The organism is Prochlorococcus marinus CUG1417, assembly GCF_017695975.1.
GTDB classification, from domain to species: domain Bacteria; phylum Cyanobacteriota; class Cyanobacteriia; order PCC-6307; family Cyanobiaceae; genus Prochlorococcus_A; species Prochlorococcus_A marinus_AG.
This window is the reverse complement of sequence record NZ_JAAORN010000001.1, coordinates 647,540-665,351: the sequence shown is the minus strand read 5'-3', so window position 1 is coordinate 665,351 and position 17,812 is coordinate 647,540. Positions and strand designations below refer to the sequence as shown.

Genomic DNA, 17,812 nt, shown 5'->3' with positions numbered 1-17,812 from the left:
TTAAACAAATGATTACTGTCTCAAGTATTATTTAATAATTCATTAAAAATTAATTCAAGGTTTTACTTGCACTGATTCAATAAGAAAATCAGAAGCTGCTTTTAACCAATCAGCGACAGTAAGACGAAGGTCAGGTTGAGAATATACAAGTGCGACAATAATTCCAACTAAGATTATCTTTACCATGGCAATTCAAATATTCTTATGAATTAAAGCACACCTATTTAGTAAAAAGAACCTTAAATTTATAAAAAACAGATTAATTAAAATTTATCTAATTGATTAAACAAGTATTCCACTCTTCTTAGATTAACGCCTAAATCTGATTGACCTAATCTTGCGGCAGATCTTATTTGAATGATTCCTTTAGATCTATCTACATAACTTCTTACATCAAGCTTTAAAATTTCAAGATCATCAGGGAATCTAAAAATCAAGCTTCTACAAATACCTCTCCAATAATTCCTTCCACTTTCAATAACTTCTGTCCTAGGTAACCCTTCTGCCAGAGAAACAAGTTGAATGAACTTTTGATCAACATTTATTAGTTTCTTTTCTATTAAGACACTATTTAATGGATTAGTTATTGGAGCAAGACCTTGAATGGAGGAAACCATATTTTTAAAAACGATATAGATGTTCTAACCGATTTCATACACAAAGTGAGAGGGAAAAAGTAAAGAATTCTCCCATAAATTTGATCTCTTTATAAAGATTCCTTATTTTGTGATCAAAATTCTAAAATTTGAGATTTTTAATTGTTTTTTTTGATAGAGATGGTTGTCTACCTTTTTTACTAGTTAGTTTCCTAACCCATATAAAAACTACTACAAACAAAAATATTTCAACAATAATTCCAAGCTGTATAAGGCTCATTTTTTATCCTCTTTTTTCTTGTTGGTGCCTTCGATATATGGCACAAGGATATTTAATAACCATTTTTTAAATGCACTTAAAGGTTTCATAATCTATTTCTTGCCTTTTCTCCACATACTCCTCCCTTTGATAAGATCCTCTATATTTGGCCAAGCTGCTATTAATTCTTTTAGTGCCTTTCTATTAGGAGTATAGAAAACACAAGACAATGCACTTATTACATAAAGTATGAACCATAACTTACTCTCTGAATAAGCTAAAAACAAAGAGAAAAGAAAACTTCCAATAAAGAAAAAGAAAAATGACCTATTTAATATTTCTAATGGAGTTCTTTTAAGTCTGTAGAATTTAATCTTTTTAATATCTTCTTCAGTATCTTTCTGAAATTTACTTTCGTACGAATTAATTATTTCTTCTTCTAGAACTTTTTCATACTCTAAATTATCAATTGGATCGCTTTGATCCTTTTTATTTATCATTGGTATCTATACAGTACAAATATGGTAACTAATTTAAGGTATTTTAAAAAGTATCAAATTTTATCTGTTAACTGAAGCTATACGAAAAGATCATGGTTTTGAAAATACTTCAAGATTGTCCTATTTATTAATAATAAATTAATCAAAATATTCTTTTTGATTTTCCCAAATCTTTCAGACATTTAAAATAATCACTTATATAAACTTGATAGCATTAATTAAATTAGGAGGCAATATCTAAATCTAGAGTTAAAATAGTTTAAAGATTTTAAAAATAATCTATATGCAAAGGTATTTAATTTCCTACGAATTTACAGATGGCGAGGATCAAGAAGAAGGCGCAGAAATGCTAATTAATTGGTACGAATCAGGTGGGCCCCAAAACAGGCCTGAAAACTATGAGGTTCATTCTTGGATTTTTATGGTTCAAAATGGGATTGGACATTCTGTAGTAAGTGCAGATTCTCTTGAGACAATTTGGAAACAATGGCATCCCTGGAGAAGGTTAATGGATATAAGTATTCAGCCGTGTATGGATCTTGATGAGACAGTTGGATTATTCAAAAAACAAAAAATGAATACACGGATAGTTTAAAAGTATTTGATTTCCAAATATAAATTTCCTTTTAGTAGCACCTAATACTACATACATATTTCACTGCGTTAAAAAGAATAAGATTAATTTTCCATGATGAATGATTCTTATCACATTTACTTCAAAGGAGAAATTCTTTTCAAGAATTTAAGCAAAGATGAATTTGAATTTGTTTGGGGAAAACTTTATACATCTTATATAAATGCTCTAAATAAAGAGCTTACATACGAATTAATTAGCGAAAACAATATTATGGGACCGGCCTTTAACCTTGAGCCATCTTACTAAATCAAGAACTAAATCCTAGATTATGAATAAAACAAGAAAAGCTGTTTCTCTTTTATTTTAAAGTACTCTTTCTCTTCTTTAGTTATATCTAAAGCAATTTTATTTGCCTCAATTTCGACATTCGAACTATAAGTTTCAAAGTTTTCCTCTCTTTTAAATAGGGCAACAATCCCAATATCTGTTATGAACCAAATAAAATGATCAGTTTCTCCAATTGGCTCCTCTTTTATGGAATCAATAATCAAATCACAGGTTGAATCCATTTAACTAATCTGAGAGGGTTTTTAATTGCCCCCATTGCAATACCTTACCGCCTCAGAATTGGTGCCACCATCTTCAATAATTTCTGCGACACATTTATTGAAAAGTTTAGACTCTTTTTTTACTGAACAGAATCCAAAAGCAATTGCAGCTAAAGCTATTGCAGTTACGAAACTAGAACCCAGTTGTATAAAACCATAAGCAAACATGATGTTTTTCTTTCCAGAACACTTTTTTGAATCCTTTTTTTCTTCTGACATTTAGAATTTTTAGCTTAATCTAATTTATCGGATTAATTTTAGGTTTGAGAAATATTTGCATAGAGGAAACCGAATTAAACAATTTATACTCATCTATGACAAAAATTAAAAATTTCAAGTTTTGATTGATTTTTCTTCACTTTAATTTTCAATTTGATACATCATGAAGAAAAAACTTTTTAAATTTTTTATCAACATGAGCTTCTGATATAGAAAATTTATCTTTTTCAAAAAGTAATGATCCCACAGTTATAACAAGAGATTATGTTACTTTTTAAACTATATTTTATTTTTTTTTGATGAAGTATTAATACTTAAAATTTTTCCAGAAAAGCTTGTTTTGATCATGCTCCCGAAGAGTTATCCACTTTTTAAGCGTTTTTCAACAGGGTTTTCCACAATATGTTGATTAAATTTGAATTTCTATGTGCAAAATAAAATATTATCCTCTTTTAGTAAAAAACTATCCACAAATTTTTTTTTAGATCACTATGATCTCAACGGTCTTTTAAATAATTTTAAGAACAAATCTTATGAATCAAAATGAGACAAAAAAGGATTTGAATCCCGAAATCAGAAAAGAGTTAGAAAAATCTAAGCTCCAAGTTCTTACTAATGAAAATGATTTTTTAGTAAAAAACCTCAAAAAGGCTGGATGATTTATTTGAGCAAAAAAATATTTTTAAACAACAAAATTTTCAAAAATTCCTTTCTAGGGAGCAATAATGATTACTCAAAATATTCTTAATTTGCCAAATATAAAATTTCTATTAAATATACAAGTTAATACTGCAGATACAAAACATATAAATCAAATCCTAGTTATATTATTTAAATCTCAGTAAGAGATTAGATCATAAATATAAACGGAAAATTTCTAGTTTTTTATTTTTATAAACAATTTATTTTCCCTGTCTCAGAATCATTGTTTCTATCAAAAGATGAATGCCCAAGAACTAAAAGCCAATTATAAAAAGCTTTTGAATAAAGCTGCTCAAGCAAACGGTCGTAAAGAAACTGTTTCTTACTTAAACCGAGCTGCTAAAATCAAGTCAAAACTTTACTCAACTTCTAAATTAAATTGCTTTAGATGTAATGGAGCAGGTTTTCTAAGAATTTCATTAGATGAGACTAAAACTTGTCTATCTTGCTATGGGAAAGGTTTTCTAATTAAAGAAAATAAGCAGGTTTAAAAAATTTGATTGTTCATGAAAGATCTCATTCAAGCTCACAAAAAATTAATTAAAACAGTAAAAGAACAAATGGGGTTTTCTGATTATGGGATGTACTGGTTGGCTTTCCTGGAAGGGGGTTTAACTATATGGCTGCTGGATAGAATATTTTTCCACTGGTTAAAGTTTTAATTTTTATTTAGGTCAAAAAAACTCTGCGGTTATTAAATAAGTAATTTATCGAAACCATTTAAAAAGTTGTAGCATAGAAAAAAAACCAATATGCAATTACTGGGATTAATTCTTCTTCTAGCAAGTAGCTGGTACTTATGGAAATTAACATCAAACTTTCTTGATGAACCAACAAAAAAAGAACTAACAAAAAGTTTTAATAATCTCAAAGATAAATTCTCTGAGGGGAAACAAAACTTCTCTAAAGCAAAATTAAGTGAAGCTTGGAAAAAATACAAAGAAGAAGGTGGAGCTTTATCTAATAAAGAAAAAAGCTAGTGGACTTTTTTATTATTACAAATCTCACTAGACAAATTTCTAGAATTGATCTAATTGGTATTTTGTTTGGTCACTTAATTTTTGGTGTTGCAATGACACAGCTTTTAGATTGGACGTGGTTAAAAAACCTTATGAGTGAAGAAGATAAAACAAGGATGCTTAAAAGTTATACATGGAAAGACTTATTGGTAGATGGAGCAATTGTTACGGTAGTTCTAGGAATCATCTTTTTGATAATTAGCATTTTTCTATAAATGAACGTAACTTATATCCTTTTATTTTTTTTAATGATTTCAATTGTGATTTTCACTCAAATAATCAATTCCTCCGATAAATCAAAATAAATGACAGAAGTAACTAGCAACTCCTCAACTGGGTGGTACTTAATCGCTTTAGTAAGCACTTTATCTTTTTTAGCCTTAATTTACTTTGGCCAAAAAAGATAAAGTACATTTTGAAAGACTATTTAAATTCAAAAAAAAAGCTCTACAACTACTTGAGATGAAGAGCCTTTGATTATTATGTGATTGATTTATATAAATCTATTGATAATAAAACCTTTTTTCTTAATTAAAGAAAAAGAGACCGATGAATGTGATGAAGATACTGAATTCACGGTCTCTATGATAACCGCATTTTTCGGTAGATACGACAATGAATCACCTCCTTTACTAATGTTTTTTTAAAGATAACTAAAAGTATTAAACAAGGAAAGAAATTCGTTAAAAATTTAAAAGTTTTTTAACAAATTAACGACATAAATCTTAAATCTCTTCAATACGAATGGAAAGATTTTACCAGGGCAAAACTTCTCCATTGGCATGCCAAAAAGTACCTGAGTTACTTTTATTTAAAGAATCAATACGCTTTAAGAGGCCATTTGCTGATTCTTCAGGACTAATTCCATTTCTTGTAAATCCAGTCATTCTTGTACTCACTAACCCAGGATGCAAAATAGCCACATAAATATCTTCTCTTGATAAATCTATTGAAAGAGATTTTGCTGCCATCGACAAGGCAACTTTAGACATCCTGTAACCATAAGAGCTTCCTGATGTATTATCTTCAATAGATCCCATTCTACTTGTGATAAATGCAACTTTAGAAGATCTTTTTAAAAGATGTTTAAGTGATTTAGTCATACATATTGGGCTCAATGCATTGACTTCAAATTGCCGCAAAATATTTTTTTTATCTAAGTTTTCGAAAGAATTAAATTCATAAATTCCTGCATTATGAATTAAGCAATCTAAATTAACTCCAGATAGTTTTTTACACAAATTTGTTATCGACTCATCCGAGGAAATTTCTACATTCTCTTCAATTCTCACTCCTAAATCTCTAAGTTCTTTTGAAGCTTTCCTACACGTAGCAATTACATTATCTCCCCTTTTATGAATTTGCCTACATAGTTCTAATCCAATACCTCTATTTGATCCTGTTATTAGATAAGTCGACATCTCTAAACTAAAAAATAAAAAATTAATCTAAATCCAAATATAAAATAAACAAACTAGAAAAAGAAAAAATTTATAAAATTCCTTATTAGATTTTTAAAGGTTATGATTAGTTTTATTATTTAAATGATTAAATAAAAAATAAAACAAAGATATCTTTATCATTAAGATTTAATATATGGAAATTTTCAATCAAGAAACTATACAACAGATTATCAGGTTAACGTGGAGAAATCCTCCTTTCATGGCTATAGCTATTGCATTAGTTTGGCTTATCCCACAACTATTTATTAGGAAAATAATGGCAAAAAAATATGAACGAAAAAAAATAGAAATTCAGAAAAACAAAATTCAGAAGCTTTACCCAACTAATACTACTAAATAAGATTTTTATTAATAAGATAATCTAAGAATAAAAAAATACTTTTTGCTTCTAAGTAAAAAATGACCTACAAAATAATTAGAATTGATGGAAAAGATGACGAATTAACCTCTCAAAGTTTTGACAAGTATTCAGATGCATACGATTTATTAGAGGAACTATATGGAGATTTATGTTGTTCAGATGCTGATTATGGAGACATAACCTATTACGATATTGTGGAAAATAATTTAAAAAATAATAATGGAGAATAAAAAATGGGCCCCCTCCCAAGAAGAAAATTTAGGGGTAATAACGAGAGTTTATGAATTCATTAAAGAAGAACTTTCAGAACTTCAAAAAGAAACTGGATGTCCCGATTCATTTATTTATGATTTTATTGGCAAGATTCAGAATGAATGGCATCCTGAATCTTGCCACTCCATAGTTAGAAATAAAAAAAGGAAAAATTAGAAAATATTAAATCTTCAACTCAAATTTATAAAACTTCTTTAATATGACCTGAATTTAAAAATATTTAAGCATGATTATTAGAATACTTGGTATCATACTTATTCTTGGTACGGTTGCATATTATGGTTTAGTTTTGACTGGGCAAAGCAACCTTTAGTTTTTAAAGTTTAAAGATTTCTAATGAAATGGCCTCCCACTCTTTGTTGGACTGCACCAAAAACCATTAATGGTAATAGGCATTTTCAAGTTAAAGCTTATGGTGGTAAAAATGAAAATAGATGGGTTGATATTTTTCCTACAAAAAATAAAAAAGATATTAAAAGGATCTCATGGGCAAAACTAAAATCAGGATGGACTACTGGTTGGTTAAGGCTTCCAAAAGATAAAGATTAATTTGTTTATGTAAACAAATATTATTAACCAGAAAACTGTAAAAAATAATACCTAATACAAAAAAAATAACTTATAAGATTTTTAAAAAGCACTTTAATATGAAGCCAGAACCGAATAAAAAACTGCCTAATAAAAAAGTTATAAGTTCAGCAAGATTTGAGGCTAAAGAACAATTTACAAAATCTGCATTAGAAAATTTAAAAACAGAAAATGAAAGGCTTGTTAATTCACTAAAAAAATCTGGAGAGATTAAAGAATCAAAAAAATGATCGATTTACGGAATTAAATATTTTTTATTATTATATTATTTTATAGATTGAGAAATGATTGAAAAAATCTCTCTTGCAAATTCTCATTTACCTCAACTTATTGGGTTCGTACTTATGTCAATAGGTTATACATTAGGCAATAGATTCTACCTTCCCGAAATCAAGCAGAAATAATCATTTCTAGTTATTTAAATTACTCTAAGTAACATTAACAATATATTCCTATTAAAAAAATTTTCAATACTTTATTGAATTGGAGAAATAATACTTTAAAACTAACTCTAATCCTATCATAACCAATGATTGAATTTTCTGATACATAAATGACACACTTATGAAGTATAAAATGTGAAATCCAAAGAAAATGTAAGAATTCATACTATTTTTTTTTAAATATGTTACATTTATTAATAATTTAGGCATGGGTTCCTCTGCATATAAAGCAGGTACCAGGAATTTTTGATAAATACAAATTTACTCTTTGACCTAACAATTGATCACATATGAAATTTAAAAATGGATGCTCTTACTAGTTTTATAATTGTTATTATAGCTATTACAATCCAATTCTCTTTATACGCGATTAAAAGGTTACAGGAGCCTCTAGAGCCGAATTACTTGATAAGTAAGAATTCAAAAAAAATGAAAAACTATATTGGCAAGTATTGGAAAAATGCTGAAATAACAAACGGGAGATTAGCTATGATTGGGTTTTTAGCTTTAATAATAAACTACGGGTTTTTTGGATGGATAATACCTGGTTTAATTTAAGTTATCAATAGAATTAAGACTCAATTAAAAAAATCTCTCGTTTAAAACAAACTCTCCTTTTTTTAAAAAAAATTTTTTATTATAAGAAAAAAAAACAATTGAGTAATACTGATTTTGATAAAAATGGGATTGACCGCTATGGAATACATTGGCTTCAATATGCTGCTTTCGTTGTTTCTAGTTTTGCAATATTTACGACTTGGGCATTTTTTTTTGATGAAAGATTCCACAATTTTGTAAAAATTATTTTTAGGATTATTAACTGCAGTGGATTCAACTGTAATGGGGCTTTTTGAAATTCAATGGCGAATCCAGATCAAAAAACAATCTTAATTGATAATGCTTATGAGGAAATAAAAAACATTTGTATAAATCTTCAAAAAGATACAGATGCTTCTAATTTAGAAGTAAAAAGTTTACTAAAACTAATTATTAATGAATGGGAAGAAAAAGAAGAACAAAAAACTTTTGGATTCAGGTAAAGTTAGCCACTATCTAAGATGTAACTTTGCCATCAAATCATCTTAATATAAACAGATTTTTTACTTTAAAAATTTAATATTTATAGTTTTTAGAAAGAAATTAAAAAGGAATGAACCTAAAATAGAAGATTCATTCCAGATTTAGCATTAGTTTTATCTAGATTTAAATTTTATAATCTAACTCCTCTGGTGGACTGTCAATCATTAGATCCCTCCTATTCAACAAGTTAAACCTAAGCCTTACTTATAAAAAAAGTAAATCAGTAAAAATGCTGATTTATTATTTTCTAGAATGTTTGAATTAAAGAAGCCAATTCTGGTGCATCTAATAAAAGTGCAAAAAATGTAAGCACTACTAATAAAAATATGGAGAAGTAAAATTGAATCATGTTTCAAAAATACTTAAAAAGAATTTTTTAAGTTGTATAAAATAATGCTTTGTTTACATAATTAAATATCTCTACCTAGAGAATTTTAATTAGAGAGTAATTAAGATGCTTCAGGAGAAAATATCGTTCTATTTTTTTGCCAATACTCACAACCTTTAAGTAAATGATAACCCTGTGGTATGCGTTTTTCGTATCTTGGACAGATCAATATAGTAGCAAAAGTTTCTGTGGTGCTGTAGCGAAAGTGATTGCAAGTAATACAAATCTTTGTTCGTTTTCGTTTTAGGGTAGATGGCTTTAGATATTCCCATTTTGAAGGATTTACCTCGGTCATGATTACTGGAATTTATTAGTAACAATTTGCCAACCTCCTAAAATTAATTCATTCCATGTTTCACAAGCACACTCAATAGAATGAAGTCTTGAATTTTTAATTTGGGCTGGTTCACCTAATTCATTTGCATAGAAAAGATGCGTATATACCTTTAAGTTATTAGATACAGATTTCTTATAACTCTCAAAAAAAATTAATAAACCACTTTTTTTGTTAAACAACCAGCCAGTTGGGGGGTCAATAAGGCTGCCACGATAAAAATAAGTCCGAACATTAGCGACTCCTGAATTCATAAAGATAATACAGTTGTACTATTAATATAAATGTACTATTCGTTGACGTCAAGTATCCCTCCAAGTAATTATTTAAATACTAAAATTACTTTCCAGAAATAATCCTCCATAAACTTTTTTATTTGGTAATAGTGTATACAAGTAACTCCTTGAAAAGGAAAATATTATTTAAAGAGAATATCAAAAAAAATGTAATGCATCGAAACCCCTTCTATTTAGGATGGAACAAAGGTTGGTCTTTTTTATTTTTTTTAGAGGGAGGCATCGCAAAAATTGAAGCAAAAGGTTTTGGTATATCTATTACAACAAAAGTTGAGGAAGGAGAATCACCCCTAGAATCTGCGGATAGATTAGTCTCTAAAGAGCAAAGGATTAGAAAATCAAGATATTATTCTTGGATTAAATCTATTAATCAAAAAACAATAAATTAAGCAATCCTTCAATTACTAAAGTAAATTGTTGACAATCAATTTAAAATAGAGGTTAGTGATTTATTTTTCGTGTCCAATAAATTTTATGAATGGTGGAAAAACCATAGAAAAGTTGTAACCTATGGAGCTTTTATTATCTTGTTTGGTTTTTATTTATCTCCTATTGTCAAAGAAGCAAAATACAAAAACCAATGTATTAAGTACTCTATTAATGGAGCATTAACTAAGTTTAATAAGGACGATATCGGAGAAACTTTATTAGACGAAACAGGTTTGAATATTAAAGAACTGGCGAAGATAGAAGGTTATAAGAATTGCATTAATTAAAAAGTTTGCAAAATTACGCTGAGTTTTTTAGATGATTAAGGGTATGTTTAAACTTATTTTATTGATATTAATATTTGGATTCATATCAATAAGTCCCAAAACACGATACCTGGTTGGCATATCTCTAAAACAAGTTTCTTCATTTCTTTTATGGACTGTTAAATATGAAGATAGAGAAAAATGGATTATAGATAAACCAAGTTGGATGCCCAGCCAAAAACTTAAGCCATCTTATTAAATGAAGACTTATTTAGAAGAACGAATTGAATGGTATGACTATAATTATAGAAATGGTAATGCTTTAATCTCTGATAAGCAGTTCGACCAACTTGAAAAGAATTTATTAAGAATAAATCCTAATTGTGATTACTTTAAAAAGAAAAATAAACTAGTTTTACCTTCATTAGTAAAGGATTCAATAGATGAATTTTTGAAAGGATTATTAGTAGATACCAGATTATTAATTGAACCTAAAATTGATGGTTGTGCTATTGCTTTGCAATATAGGAATGGGACCTTGGAGAAAGCAATTTCAAGAGAAGGGACAGACGTTACTAGTAAAATTATTAATGTCCAGGGCATTCCCAATGATCTCCCTTTACGAGGAGTTCTTCAAGTTAGAGGTGAATTATATGCACCCAACCAAAGTCCAAATATCTCACAGAGAATCTCTTCTGGATTTCTAAGAGCTAAAGAAGGATTTTCTGAAAGTCTTAGCTTCTGCGCATTTCAAATACTTAATTCAACACTTAACCAATATGAGTCCAAAAAGAGTCTTTCTAAGCTAGGCTTCACAATCCCTCAAGATATTTCATGCAACTTTACGAGCCAAGTTGAAATATTTAGAAAACAATGGCTGGAAGGGAAGCTTTTTAGTAAATATCCTACAGATGGAATAGTAGTAAAAATAAATTCTAGAAAATTACAATTAATTAGAGAAAAATCAAATTTAGATTATCCTTATTGGCAGGTTGCTATAAAAAGTTAATGGAATTAATACATCAGATTTTTCCTACTTGGCATATTTACCTGGACATGTTTTTGGTTGGTTTTGGAACTTATGGTTTTCTAAGAATTAACAAAAAAATTAAAACTAAATAAAGTTTTTAAATCATCCGCGGTCCTCAAGCATGGATTTAAGTTGTTCGCTGTCTAATTGCTCGAGATAATTTCTCATTGCCAACCAAGATCTTCTGCTTTCTAACTTTCCACTTTGCTTAAATAAATTTGCGGAAACTTGATCTATCAATTCTTTATGAGTCATATTTGTATTCTTCATCAAGTTCAATAACAACACCATTAAAAAATTCTGCTAATAATTTTGATGGGTCTTGTATAGATATCTTTCTATCTGCTTTTGATAGTTTCTTTTTGATTGGATTTAAGTTAGTCATAGTGATTCAGGTAATTCAAGTTCTTCAAAAGTCCAGCCTTCTAATTGAAGGTCATGCCATTTATCCCAAGCATTATCCAAATACATTTGAGTGGATGATTTAATTGCAATTGGCTCACCAAGATCATTTGCATAATATGTATGAGCAAAAATTCTCATACTATTTCTTGGGGATTTTTTATTCCTCACGAATAAAATTAATCTGCTGCGGTCTGGGCTAAGCAACCAACCATTTGGGGACTCATTACGATAACCGTAAGAAAAATTAGTCCAAACATTAGCTCCTCCTAAAGTCATTTCTTGCTAATACATATGTACTATTAATATAAATACATTAGAAATGAATCGTCAAGTGTTTTGGCAACAAATAATTTACGCTGATAGAGAGTGAAAACAGCTCAGCTATTCCTAAAAAATAAAATACCTACCAAAAGCCTTTTATAACAAGCATTTTGATAGGTAACACCGGATCCCCGTCAGTTCTCTGCTGCATCGACCTGGAAATGCCAGAAGAGGATTCAAAGTGGGCTTTCGTTTCCGATTACAAGATCGGTTTACTACCGCACCACGACAGTCTCCTCATGTCGAAAGAGAGTCAGATCAGAGCACATAAAGAAGAACTTGACCAAAGATCCAGTATTCTAACTTTAACTTATTTTTTTATGCATTTGGAGATGGCCAAATGTCTCTTACCATAGTTAATAAAACTTGAGCTTCATCATATCTTTCTATATGCGTTTTACCATTTAATAAAAATGTGATGTGAGCCATTTTTCTTCCCAGAATTTCGCGAGATTTGCCATAACAATGAATATTAGAACCCTCAATTTCAGATAACATTTTGACTCTCGTTTCCATTGAAATCGGGAAATTCTTTTTTAATCCCAATAGGTTTATCATAATCGCCCCTTCACAGTTCATTTTGATTTCCGGTGGCATTATCCCAGAAGAAATGCAAACATATTGATCAAACTGACTTGAAGTACAAGCCTCAATAGAGAAATGTGCTGAGTTATGTGTTCTAGGAGCTATTTCATTAATTAAAAGACCATTATCTCCATAGAAGAATTCAATAGCTAAAACTCCAACGTAATTAAGTTCATTAACTATTGAAGAGAAAATATTTATTGCAAATAAGTTCAAATCATATTCATTTATTCCAGGAGCAAGAACCCAATCACAGACATGGTTTAATTGGAATGTCTCAACGATTGGGAAAAATCTTATCTTACCGGTCCTGTCTCTCGAACCAACAAGAGCAAGTTCTTTTTCATACTCTATCCATTCTTCTATTAACCATTCATCAGAATTATTCTCTGTTAAAAAAGAATCTAAATCTTCTTTTGTATTTATTTTTCTGTTCCCTTTACCGTCATATCCACCTTTATTTGATTTTGCCATTAGAGGGAAGGTCCAACTACTGACTTCCTCATCTGAGAGATTTTTAAAATCTTCAATACTTATCCATTTTGGACAGGGGATATTCATTCTATCTATTAATTTTTTTTGAGAAAACCTATCTACTAATGGCTTAATTGCATTAAGGCTTGGAACAAAAATATCTTTATTATCGATTAAATTTAATTTATCAATTTTTATCCATTCATTTTCAAAAATTATTTTTTCACATTCATTAATTAATGATTTATTGCCTCTTATCTTTAAGGGATCAGCTTCTATGACATGATCTGCTTTTAATCCAGCAGGATCATCACAAGATTTTGTTTGCACACATACTTCTAAATTTCTTTTTTTTGCTGCTTCGGTTAACATCAAAGCCAGTTGGCCACCTCCAATTATTCCTAGGGAATAATTTTTCTTAATATCGTTTATATTTTTTTTAAAACTCATAGAATGATTTTATTACCATTTCTAATTCTTAACAACTGAATTTTTAAGTATCTAGAGCTTAGATTTTGCTAATATATAAAGTATTTAATACCAAATATTTTTAAATTTTAACTGGGTAATCAATTGTGAATAAGAGAAAAATATTAGTCCCATTAGGTGATAAGTCATACGAGGTAACAATAGAAGCAGGGATACTGAATAATATCAGCGAAGAACTTTTAAGAATTGGAATAACAAAGAATAGAAAAATACTTGTGATTTCAAATGAAGAAATATCAAATTTGTATGGAGAAAAATTCTTAAATAATTTAAAAGATAATCAATTTCAGGCCAAAATGTTCCTTATCAAGGCTGGAGAATCATATAAAAACTTAAAAACCTTAAGTGAAATATATGATGTTGCATTTGAATTTGGCTTAGACAGAAATTCAATAATTATTGCCCTTGGAGGAGGAATTGTTGGAGATGTAAGTGGTTTCGCATCAGCTACTTGGCTTAGAGGTATCGAATATATTCAGATTCCAACAACATTATTATCAATGGTTGATTCATCTGTAGGAGGAAAAACAGGAGTGAATCATCCAAAAGGTAAGAATTTAATTGGAGCTTTCAATCAACCAAAAGCAGTTTTTATTGATCCGGAAACTCTAAAAAGTTTGCCCAAAAGAGAATTCAATGCAGGCATGGCCGAAGTAATAAAATACGGAGTAATAAGAGATAAAGAACTTTTCGAATACTTAGAAATCGAAAAAAACAAGAATGAACTTATAAATCTCAAGAATGATTATCTAATTAAAATAATTAATAGTTCAATAAAAACAAAGTCTCATATTGTTTCTGAAGACGAACATGAAAATGGTGTTAGAGCAATATTGAATTATGGCCATTCTTTTGGTCACGTTATTGAAAATTTATGTGGATACGGCAAATTTCTACATGGTGAGGCAATATCAATTGGTATGAATATTGCGGGGGAAATAGCAATTTCGAAAGGGTTATGGTCTAAAGAAGAATTAGAAAGGCAGAAGAATCTTTTGAAGAGTTACGATCTTCCTACCAAGATCCCCAAAATAAACAAAGAAGATGTTCTTACAATACTTATGGGCGATAAAAAAGTTCGTAATGGCAAAATGAGATTTATATTACCGAAAGAAATTGGCGCAGTAGATATATATGATGACGTAGAGGATTCATTATTTTTAAAATTCTTTTCTTAACGCAAACAGATTGAATTTATATTCATTTCCGTACCCTTAAACTTATTAAAAACAAACCACTTAAAATCACCTAAACATACAGGATCAACGAGTCTAAGTAATGCCTCTCTTCTTAAAAGAGCATTTGATAAATCCTCCTTAAACTCCTTCTGAATTCCATAAAGTCTCTCTGCTAATCCAAGTGCCAACAAAGCTTCTCCTTGTTTAGCGATTCCAACAGTATTAAATCCAAGAGTCTCAGCGCCATTAATTAAAGTTTCTATACACAAATGAGATGTTAAATCGCAATTCCCAGGTGAATTTAGGACATTATTAATCATTTTTTGATTTTCATATGAAACTATCGTCCCATCAGAATTCTTAGAGTTGTAGTATTTTTTAGCTTCTTTAGCGTAATCAATTATCAATAAAATACCATTATTAATTTTTCCATAAATAGCTTTTAACCATTTTGAATTATCTATATGCCATTCTGTCGTCCATCCTTCAAGAGCATCTTCAGGCGGAATAGAGATTCCCAACTCACTTTTAGCAAGTTCGATACTTTTTCCCAATTCAATTGTAATTGGCATTTCATCAAGAAATAATTTATCAGATTTTTTGTCTATAGATACAGCTTGTCGAAGTAATTTTCCTTTTGAAAAGATTATTCTCTCTACCGGCAAAGCGTCCAAAACCTCATTCGCTATAACTATTCCATTGATATTATTTTCCTCTAATTCTTCCAAACGTTTCCATAAAATATCAATGCCTAAGTTTAAAAATTCCTCCAATTTATTTTTTTGTTTTTCTGCCATCCCTTCATTAGGTTCAATAATTACAAATGAAACCCCTTCCAAAAAATTCTTGCTGCTTTCTAAAAAATATTTAATTAATCCACTCATAAAGGTTCCATCTCCAGCTCCAAATTCAATTACAACTAATTTGTGATTAGATAAAAAACTACTTTTGAACTGATTTAACCAATCTTCTATTTGTTTACCAACCAAAAAAGAAAAATCATCAGATAAAGATGGTGATGTGACAAAATCCCCTCGAACACCCAACTCAGCTTTGCCGCTACCGTAATAACCATTAGAAGGATCATTTAAAACAAAATTCATATAGTCATAAAAACTTATGGTCCCACCCATTTTTATTATTTTTTTTACTAACCAATCTGGATTATTCGCGGGTAAGCTATTCATCGGCGAAAATATAAAGAAACAAAACTTATTTATGCCTTCAAAGATTAACTATTTATTGGGAATATTTCTATCTATATTAGTTTTAATTTCACATAAACCCGTTTTCGCTATAAATAATCCCAATCTCTTGCCAGAAGAAAAAACACCAGTAATTGATTTAGCTAAAACATTAAGCCCTAATCAGAAAAAATCTTTAGAAAACAAGCTCAATAATCTTGAAATTGAAAGTGGGTGGAAAATTAAATATTTATCTCAGTTTGAGAGCTCCCCTGGCAGTGCAATAAAGGACTATTGGGATTTAGATGAGACAAGTTTATTGATAGTCGCAGATCCTAGAGGAGGAAATTTATTGAACTTTAATGTCGGAGAGGCTTATTTTAATTTTATGCCAAGGTTATTTTGGGTTGAACTTCAAACAAGATTTGGCAATCAATATTATGTAAAAGATCACGGTGAGGATGGCGCAGTACTAGATGCAATTAATTCAGTAAAGATTTGCCTTGAGAGAGGAGGGTGTCAAGTTGTCCCTGGCCTACCCAAAGAACAATATATATGGACTTTATGTACATCTATTCTTGGAGGTTTAGTGGCAGGTTTTGCTTCTGCCCCAAGAAAAGAAGGTCAAGTCATATCGATTGGTTTTTTGGCTCTTCTTTCCCCTTTATGGGGAATGTTATTTGGAATTTTTGGTTTGGCACCGATCATATCCAGAACAAATGATTTATTACCTTTATTTAAAAATAGTTTAGCTTTTACAGCCGCAGGAATTGCGGGTTATATCTTGTCTCAAACATTATTTTCAAGATATGAAAAGCCGAATAATACTTAAAATATGGTCAAAAATATCTTATTCTAAAGAAATTTATTTTCTTCACAAATCTCACCAGACTCTGAATACCATCGATGCGAAACATGTATTAATTGATTTTTTTCAAACTCAATCCATGAAAAGTTAATTAGTAATTTCCCATCATCATCATTTTTATATCTTGGAACTACAGCCGTGTTGAAATAAATTGTTCCTTTGCTATCAATTTTAAACATCTCTCTTAAACCAAGATTTCTTTTAAGCCTATTGTGCATATGACCAAAAATTACAAGATCAATTTTTCTTCTTTTTTGTATTTGAGAAATAGCCACAGATAAATCTCTGTCTCCCCAATCTAAAGAGGGTAATTTCCAGTCTTTCCCACAAATGCTTTTAGGTTCCGAGCCTAAACCCGAAGGGCCAGCATGCGACATAATTATTAAAGGTATATCTTCAACAGTATTTTCCGAACATTTGATAATTTTATTTATTGAATCTTGTTCGGTTACCGGTCCATAAACGCCTTTTACTTCTTTTGAAAGATAATAACCTCCTCCAGAACTACATGGTCTCGCAGACAATAAATTTATTTGATTATTAAAAACTTTCAAATCCCATGCACAATATTTTCCACCAAGAACACGTATCTGCTTGGAGAGAGTTTCGCCTGTAGAATCCTTCCCTCTATCATGATTTCCTAAAATTACAAAAGTAGGAATTTTGATCTCATTTATTTTTTTAATTATTTTGACACTCCCATCAGAAATATCACCAACAAATAAAACAATATTTGGTTTAATAATCGATAAAACTCTCAAGTCTAATTCAGACCATTGACCATGACAGTCACCAACAATAGCAATTTTTAAATTTGTCAGAATTTTTTCTGTTTAAAGGCATATAATCTATTTAGAGATATTCTAAATCCTGACCA

36 protein-coding genes and 1 other RNA gene are annotated in these 17,812 nt (G+C 29.5%); 21 read left to right on the top strand and 16 right to left on the bottom strand.

Annotated features, from left to right (window positions below):
- Positions 1–54: 54 nt before the first annotated feature.
- The 4 genes from HA140_RS09405 to HA140_RS03785 all read right to left on the bottom strand — a co-directional run bounded on the left by HA140_RS09405 (position 55) and on the right by HA140_RS03785 (position 1,355).
- Positions 55–186: a hypothetical protein gene (locus HA140_RS09405; protein WP_011818220.1), complete on the bottom strand. Its 132-nt coding sequence runs from the start codon at positions 184–186 to the stop codon at positions 55–57.
- Between the two features lie 77 nt (positions 187–263).
- Positions 264–617: a DUF1499 domain-containing protein gene (locus HA140_RS03795; RefSeq protein ID WP_209039798.1), complete on the bottom strand. Its 354-nt coding sequence runs from the start codon at positions 615–617 to the stop codon at positions 264–266.
- Positions 618–738: 121 nt separating this feature from the next.
- Positions 739–876 (bottom strand): hypothetical protein, encoded by a 138-nt coding sequence (locus HA140_RS03790; RefSeq protein ID WP_209039797.1) that lies wholly within the window; start codon positions 874–876, stop codon positions 739–741.
- Between the two features lie 92 nt (positions 877–968).
- Positions 969–1,355, bottom strand: a complete 387-nt coding sequence (locus tag HA140_RS03785; RefSeq protein WP_209039796.1) for a DUP family protein — start codon at positions 1,353–1,355, stop codon at positions 969–971.
- Positions 1,356–1,638: 283 nt separating this feature from the next.
- On the opposite strand from HA140_RS03785, the gene HA140_RS03780 reads away from it, so the two are divergent.
- Positions 1,639–1,950, top strand: a complete 312-nt coding sequence (locus HA140_RS03780; protein WP_011818215.1) for a DUF3303 domain-containing protein — start codon at positions 1,639–1,641, stop codon at positions 1,948–1,950.
- Between the two features lie 93 nt (positions 1,951–2,043).
- On the top strand, positions 2,044–2,238 hold the full coding sequence (locus HA140_RS03775) for a hypothetical protein (RefSeq protein WP_209039795.1): 195 nt from the start codon (positions 2,044–2,046) through the stop codon (positions 2,236–2,238).
- 20 nt (positions 2,239–2,258) lie between these two features.
- Here HA140_RS03775 and HA140_RS03770 read toward each other — a convergent pair whose 3' ends face one another.
- Both HA140_RS03770 and HA140_RS03765 read right to left on the bottom strand, forming a co-directional pair.
- Positions 2,259–2,501, bottom strand: a complete 243-nt coding sequence (locus HA140_RS03770; RefSeq protein WP_209039794.1) for a hypothetical protein — start codon at positions 2,499–2,501, stop codon at positions 2,259–2,261.
- A 21-nt stretch (positions 2,502–2,522) separates the two neighbouring features.
- Positions 2,523–2,759 carry a hypothetical protein gene (locus HA140_RS03765; protein WP_209039793.1) on the bottom strand — a complete coding sequence of 79 codons (237 nt, stop codon included), beginning with the start codon at positions 2,757–2,759 and terminating at the stop codon, positions 2,523–2,525.
- Positions 2,760–3,292: 533 nt separating this feature from the next.
- On the opposite strand from HA140_RS03765, the gene HA140_RS09400 reads away from it, so the two are divergent.
- The 5 genes from HA140_RS09400 to HA140_RS03745 all read left to right on the top strand — a co-directional run bounded on the left by HA140_RS09400 (position 3,293) and on the right by HA140_RS03745 (position 4,695).
- A complete protein-coding gene (locus HA140_RS09400; protein WP_257469844.1) occupies positions 3,293–3,418 on the top strand; it encodes a hypothetical protein in 126 nt (41 codons plus the stop codon).
- 282 nt (positions 3,419–3,700) lie between these two features.
- Positions 3,701–3,952 carry a molecular chaperone DnaJ gene (locus tag HA140_RS03760; protein ID WP_209039792.1) on the top strand — a complete coding sequence of 84 codons (252 nt, stop codon included), beginning with the start codon at positions 3,701–3,703 and terminating at the stop codon, positions 3,950–3,952.
- 15 nt (positions 3,953–3,967) lie between these two features.
- Entirely contained in the window at positions 3,968–4,123 is a 156-nt protein-coding gene (locus HA140_RS03755; protein ID WP_012007524.1) for a hypothetical protein, read from the top strand.
- A gap of 90 nt (positions 4,124–4,213) precedes the next feature.
- Positions 4,214–4,441 carry a hypothetical protein gene (locus tag HA140_RS03750; RefSeq protein WP_209039791.1) on the top strand — a complete coding sequence of 76 codons (228 nt, stop codon included), beginning with the start codon at positions 4,214–4,216 and terminating at the stop codon, positions 4,439–4,441.
- Entirely contained in the window at positions 4,441–4,695 is a 255-nt protein-coding gene (locus HA140_RS03745) for a hypothetical protein (protein WP_209039790.1), read from the top strand. Before HA140_RS03750 ends, HA140_RS03745 begins: the two co-directional genes overlap by 1 nt.
- A gap of 540 nt (positions 4,696–5,235) precedes the next feature.
- On the opposite strand, the gene HA140_RS03740 is transcribed toward HA140_RS03745, so the two are convergent.
- Positions 5,236–5,901, bottom strand: a complete 666-nt coding sequence (locus tag HA140_RS03740; RefSeq protein WP_209039789.1) for an SDR family oxidoreductase — start codon at positions 5,899–5,901, stop codon at positions 5,236–5,238.
- 175 nt (positions 5,902–6,076) lie between these two features.
- Here HA140_RS03740 and HA140_RS03735 point away from each other — a divergent pair, with 175 nt between their 5' ends.
- From HA140_RS03735 to HA140_RS03700, 8 genes are all read left to right on the top strand, one after another.
- Entirely contained in the window at positions 6,077–6,283 is a 207-nt protein-coding gene (locus tag HA140_RS03735; protein ID WP_209039788.1) for a hypothetical protein, read from the top strand.
- A gap of 59 nt (positions 6,284–6,342) precedes the next feature.
- Positions 6,343–6,534 (top strand): hypothetical protein, encoded by a 192-nt coding sequence (locus HA140_RS03730; RefSeq protein ID WP_209039787.1) that lies wholly within the window; start codon positions 6,343–6,345, stop codon positions 6,532–6,534.
- The gene (locus HA140_RS03725; RefSeq protein ID WP_025955515.1) at positions 6,524–6,733 is read left to right on the top strand and encodes a hypothetical protein; all 210 of its coding nucleotides are present in this window, start codon (positions 6,524–6,526) and stop codon (positions 6,731–6,733) included. Before HA140_RS03730 ends, HA140_RS03725 begins: the two co-directional genes overlap by 11 nt.
- A 180-nt stretch (positions 6,734–6,913) precedes the next feature.
- Positions 6,914–7,126 (top strand): TIGR02450 family Trp-rich protein, encoded by a 213-nt coding sequence (locus HA140_RS03720; RefSeq protein ID WP_209039786.1) that lies wholly within the window; start codon positions 6,914–6,916, stop codon positions 7,124–7,126.
- Positions 7,127–7,224: 98 nt separating this feature from the next.
- The gene (locus HA140_RS03715) at positions 7,225–7,395 is read left to right on the top strand and encodes a hypothetical protein (RefSeq protein WP_209039785.1); all 171 of its coding nucleotides are present in this window, start codon (positions 7,225–7,227) and stop codon (positions 7,393–7,395) included.
- Between the two features lie 516 nt (positions 7,396–7,911).
- Positions 7,912–8,166, top strand: a complete 255-nt coding sequence (locus tag HA140_RS03710) for a chlorophyll a/b-binding protein (RefSeq protein ID WP_209039784.1) — start codon at positions 7,912–7,914, stop codon at positions 8,164–8,166.
- Between the two features lie 98 nt (positions 8,167–8,264).
- Positions 8,265–8,462: a hypothetical protein gene (locus HA140_RS03705; RefSeq protein WP_209039783.1), complete on the top strand. Its 198-nt coding sequence runs from the start codon at positions 8,265–8,267 to the stop codon at positions 8,460–8,462.
- A 6-nt stretch (positions 8,463–8,468) separates the two neighbouring features.
- Positions 8,469–8,648 carry a hypothetical protein gene (locus HA140_RS03700; protein WP_209039782.1) on the top strand — a complete coding sequence of 60 codons (180 nt, stop codon included), beginning with the start codon at positions 8,469–8,471 and terminating at the stop codon, positions 8,646–8,648.
- Positions 8,649–9,137: 489 nt separating this feature from the next.
- Here the strand turns inward: HA140_RS03700 and HA140_RS03695 are convergent, their stop codons facing one another.
- Together HA140_RS03695 and HA140_RS03690 are read right to left on the bottom strand one after the other, a co-directional pair.
- Positions 9,138–9,371, bottom strand: a complete 234-nt coding sequence (locus HA140_RS03695; RefSeq protein ID WP_209039781.1) for a hypothetical protein — start codon at positions 9,369–9,371, stop codon at positions 9,138–9,140.
- Positions 9,372–9,373: 2 nt separating this feature from the next.
- On the bottom strand, positions 9,374–9,664 hold the full coding sequence (locus HA140_RS03690) for a DUF1651 domain-containing protein (protein ID WP_209039780.1): 291 nt from the start codon (positions 9,662–9,664) through the stop codon (positions 9,374–9,376).
- 194 nt (positions 9,665–9,858) lie between these two features.
- On the opposite strand from HA140_RS03690, the gene HA140_RS03685 reads away from it, so the two are divergent.
- The 4 genes from HA140_RS03685 (at position 9,859) to HA140_RS03670 (ending at position 11,410) form a co-directional block, all read left to right on the top strand.
- A complete protein-coding gene (locus HA140_RS03685) occupies positions 9,859–10,095 on the top strand; it encodes a hypothetical protein (protein WP_209040235.1) in 237 nt (78 codons plus the stop codon).
- Between the two features lie 69 nt (positions 10,096–10,164).
- Complete coding sequence (locus HA140_RS03680; protein ID WP_209039779.1) at positions 10,165–10,422, top strand: Notch domain-containing protein; 258 nt, start codon at positions 10,165–10,167, stop codon at positions 10,420–10,422.
- Between the two features lie 43 nt (positions 10,423–10,465).
- Positions 10,466–10,660: a hypothetical protein gene (locus HA140_RS03675; protein WP_245156188.1), complete on the top strand. Its 195-nt coding sequence runs from the start codon at positions 10,466–10,468 to the stop codon at positions 10,658–10,660.
- Positions 10,661–11,410 (top strand): NAD-dependent DNA ligase, encoded by a 750-nt coding sequence (locus HA140_RS03670; protein WP_209039777.1) that lies wholly within the window; start codon positions 10,661–10,663, stop codon positions 11,408–11,410.
- Between the two features lie 123 nt (positions 11,411–11,533).
- On the opposite strand, the gene HA140_RS03665 is transcribed toward HA140_RS03670, so the two are convergent.
- The 5 genes from HA140_RS03665 to HA140_RS03645 form a co-directional block, all read right to left on the bottom strand.
- Positions 11,534–11,701, bottom strand: coding sequence for a hypothetical protein (locus HA140_RS03665; protein WP_209040252.1), 168 nt, complete (start codon positions 11,699–11,701; stop codon positions 11,534–11,536).
- A complete protein-coding gene (locus HA140_RS03660; RefSeq protein ID WP_012007506.1) occupies positions 11,676–11,816 on the bottom strand; it encodes a hypothetical protein in 141 nt (46 codons plus the stop codon). The genes HA140_RS03665 and HA140_RS03660 overlap by 26 nt, the downstream gene beginning before the upstream one ends.
- The gene (locus HA140_RS03655) at positions 11,813–12,112 is read right to left on the bottom strand and encodes a DUF1651 domain-containing protein (protein WP_209039776.1); all 300 of its coding nucleotides are present in this window, start codon (positions 12,110–12,112) and stop codon (positions 11,813–11,815) included. Before HA140_RS03655 ends, HA140_RS03660 begins: the two co-directional genes overlap by 4 nt.
- A gap of 161 nt (positions 12,113–12,273) precedes the next feature.
- Positions 12,274–12,458: non-coding RNA, 6S RNA (gene ssrS, locus HA140_RS03650), on the bottom strand.
- Positions 12,459–12,475: 17 nt separating this feature from the next.
- Positions 12,476–13,666, bottom strand: coding sequence for a 5-(carboxyamino)imidazole ribonucleotide synthase (locus HA140_RS03645; RefSeq protein ID WP_209039775.1), 1,191 nt, complete (start codon positions 13,664–13,666; stop codon positions 12,476–12,478).
- 125 nt (positions 13,667–13,791) lie between these two features.
- Here HA140_RS03645 and aroB point away from each other — a divergent pair, with 125 nt between their 5' ends.
- Positions 13,792–14,883, top strand: coding sequence for a 3-dehydroquinate synthase (gene aroB / locus HA140_RS03640; protein ID WP_209039774.1), 1,092 nt, complete (start codon positions 13,792–13,794; stop codon positions 14,881–14,883).
- Here aroB and HA140_RS03635 read toward each other — a convergent pair.
- Positions 14,880–16,070 carry an SAM-dependent methyltransferase gene (locus HA140_RS03635; protein ID WP_209039773.1) on the bottom strand — a complete coding sequence of 397 codons (1,191 nt, stop codon included), beginning with the start codon at positions 16,068–16,070 and terminating at the stop codon, positions 14,880–14,882. The two genes, aroB and HA140_RS03635, sit on opposite strands and share 4 nt — an antisense overlap.
- Positions 16,071–16,101: 31 nt before the next feature.
- Between HA140_RS03635 and HA140_RS03630 the strand changes: the two genes are divergently transcribed.
- Positions 16,102–16,899, top strand: coding sequence for a TPM domain-containing protein (locus tag HA140_RS03630; RefSeq protein WP_209039772.1), 798 nt, complete (start codon positions 16,102–16,104; stop codon positions 16,897–16,899).
- A 23-nt stretch (positions 16,900–16,922) separates the two neighbouring features.
- Here HA140_RS03630 and HA140_RS03625 read toward each other — a convergent pair whose 3' ends face one another.
- Positions 16,923–17,696 (bottom strand): TIGR04168 family protein, encoded by a 774-nt coding sequence (locus tag HA140_RS03625; RefSeq protein ID WP_245156187.1) that lies wholly within the window; start codon positions 17,694–17,696, stop codon positions 16,923–16,925.
- Positions 17,697–17,812: the final 116 nt, after the last annotated feature.

Bases quoted from the DNA above. Each gene is read 5' to 3' on its own strand.
- HA140_RS03780 (WP_011818215.1), top strand. From the start codon at position 1,639: ATGCAAAGGTATTTAATTTCCTACGAATTTACAGATGGCGAGGATCAA.
- HA140_RS03655 (WP_209039776.1), bottom strand. From the start codon at position 12,112: ATGACTTTAGGAGGAGCTAATGTTTGGACTAATTTTTCTTACGGTTAT.
- HA140_RS03635 (WP_209039773.1), bottom strand. From the start codon at position 16,070: ATGAATAGCTTACCCGCGAATAATCCAGATTGGTTAGTAAAAAAAATA.
- HA140_RS03740 (WP_209039789.1), bottom strand. From the start codon at position 5,901: ATGTCGACTTATCTAATAACAGGATCAAATAGAGGTATTGGATTAGAA.
- HA140_RS09405 (WP_011818220.1), bottom strand. From the start codon at position 186: ATGGTAAAGATAATCTTAGTTGGAATTATTGTCGCACTTGTATATTCT.
- HA140_RS03735 (WP_209039788.1), top strand. From the start codon at position 6,077: ATGGAAATTTTCAATCAAGAAACTATACAACAGATTATCAGGTTAACG.
- HA140_RS03645 (WP_209039775.1), bottom strand. From the start codon at position 13,666: ATGAGTTTTAAAAAAAATATAAACGATATTAAGAAAAATTATTCCCTA.
- HA140_RS03630 (WP_209039772.1), top strand. From the start codon at position 16,102: ATGCCTTCAAAGATTAACTATTTATTGGGAATATTTCTATCTATATTA.
- HA140_RS03700 (WP_209039782.1), top strand. From the start codon at position 8,469: ATGGCGAATCCAGATCAAAAAACAATCTTAATTGATAATGCTTATGAG.
- HA140_RS03670 (WP_209039777.1), top strand. From the start codon at position 10,661: ATGAAGACTTATTTAGAAGAACGAATTGAATGGTATGACTATAATTAT.
- HA140_RS03690 (WP_209039780.1), bottom strand. From the start codon at position 9,664: ATGAATTCAGGAGTCGCTAATGTTCGGACTTATTTTTATCGTGGCAGC.
- HA140_RS03755 (WP_012007524.1), top strand. From the start codon at position 3,968: ATGAAAGATCTCATTCAAGCTCACAAAAAATTAATTAAAACAGTAAAA.
- HA140_RS03775 (WP_209039795.1), top strand. From the start codon at position 2,044: ATGATGAATGATTCTTATCACATTTACTTCAAAGGAGAAATTCTTTTC.
- HA140_RS03660 (WP_012007506.1), bottom strand. From the start codon at position 11,816: ATGACTAACTTAAATCCAATCAAAAAGAAACTATCAAAAGCAGATAGA.
- HA140_RS03770 (WP_209039794.1), bottom strand. From the start codon at position 2,501: ATGGATTCAACCTGTGATTTGATTATTGATTCCATAAAAGAGGAGCCA.
- HA140_RS03675 (WP_245156188.1), top strand. From the start codon at position 10,466: ATGTTTAAACTTATTTTATTGATATTAATATTTGGATTCATATCAATA.
- HA140_RS03685 (WP_209040235.1), top strand. From the start codon at position 9,859: ATGCATCGAAACCCCTTCTATTTAGGATGGAACAAAGGTTGGTCTTTT.
- HA140_RS03790 (WP_209039797.1), bottom strand. From the start codon at position 876: ATGAGCCTTATACAGCTTGGAATTATTGTTGAAATATTTTTGTTTGTA.
- HA140_RS03730 (WP_209039787.1), top strand. From the start codon at position 6,343: ATGACCTACAAAATAATTAGAATTGATGGAAAAGATGACGAATTAACC.
- HA140_RS03695 (WP_209039781.1), bottom strand. From the start codon at position 9,371: ATGACCGAGGTAAATCCTTCAAAATGGGAATATCTAAAGCCATCTACC.
- HA140_RS03715 (WP_209039785.1), top strand. From the start codon at position 7,225: ATGAAGCCAGAACCGAATAAAAAACTGCCTAATAAAAAAGTTATAAGT.
- HA140_RS03710 (WP_209039784.1), top strand. From the start codon at position 7,912: ATGGATGCTCTTACTAGTTTTATAATTGTTATTATAGCTATTACAATC.
- HA140_RS09400 (WP_257469844.1), top strand. From the start codon at position 3,293: ATGAATCAAAATGAGACAAAAAAGGATTTGAATCCCGAAATCAGAAAA.
- HA140_RS03785 (WP_209039796.1), bottom strand. From the start codon at position 1,355: ATGATAAATAAAAAGGATCAAAGCGATCCAATTGATAATTTAGAGTAT.
- HA140_RS03765 (WP_209039793.1), bottom strand. From the start codon at position 2,759: ATGTCAGAAGAAAAAAAGGATTCAAAAAAGTGTTCTGGAAAGAAAAAC.
- HA140_RS03760 (WP_209039792.1), top strand. From the start codon at position 3,701: ATGAATGCCCAAGAACTAAAAGCCAATTATAAAAAGCTTTTGAATAAA.
- HA140_RS03750 (WP_209039791.1), top strand. From the start codon at position 4,214: ATGCAATTACTGGGATTAATTCTTCTTCTAGCAAGTAGCTGGTACTTA.
- HA140_RS03720 (WP_209039786.1), top strand. From the start codon at position 6,914: ATGAAATGGCCTCCCACTCTTTGTTGGACTGCACCAAAAACCATTAAT.
- HA140_RS03665 (WP_209040252.1), bottom strand. From the start codon at position 11,701: ATGAAGAATACAAATATGACTCATAAAGAATTGATAGATCAAGTTTCC.
- HA140_RS03795 (WP_209039798.1), bottom strand. From the start codon at position 617: ATGGTTTCCTCCATTCAAGGTCTTGCTCCAATAACTAATCCATTAAAT.
- HA140_RS03725 (WP_025955515.1), top strand. From the start codon at position 6,524: ATGGAGAATAAAAAATGGGCCCCCTCCCAAGAAGAAAATTTAGGGGTA.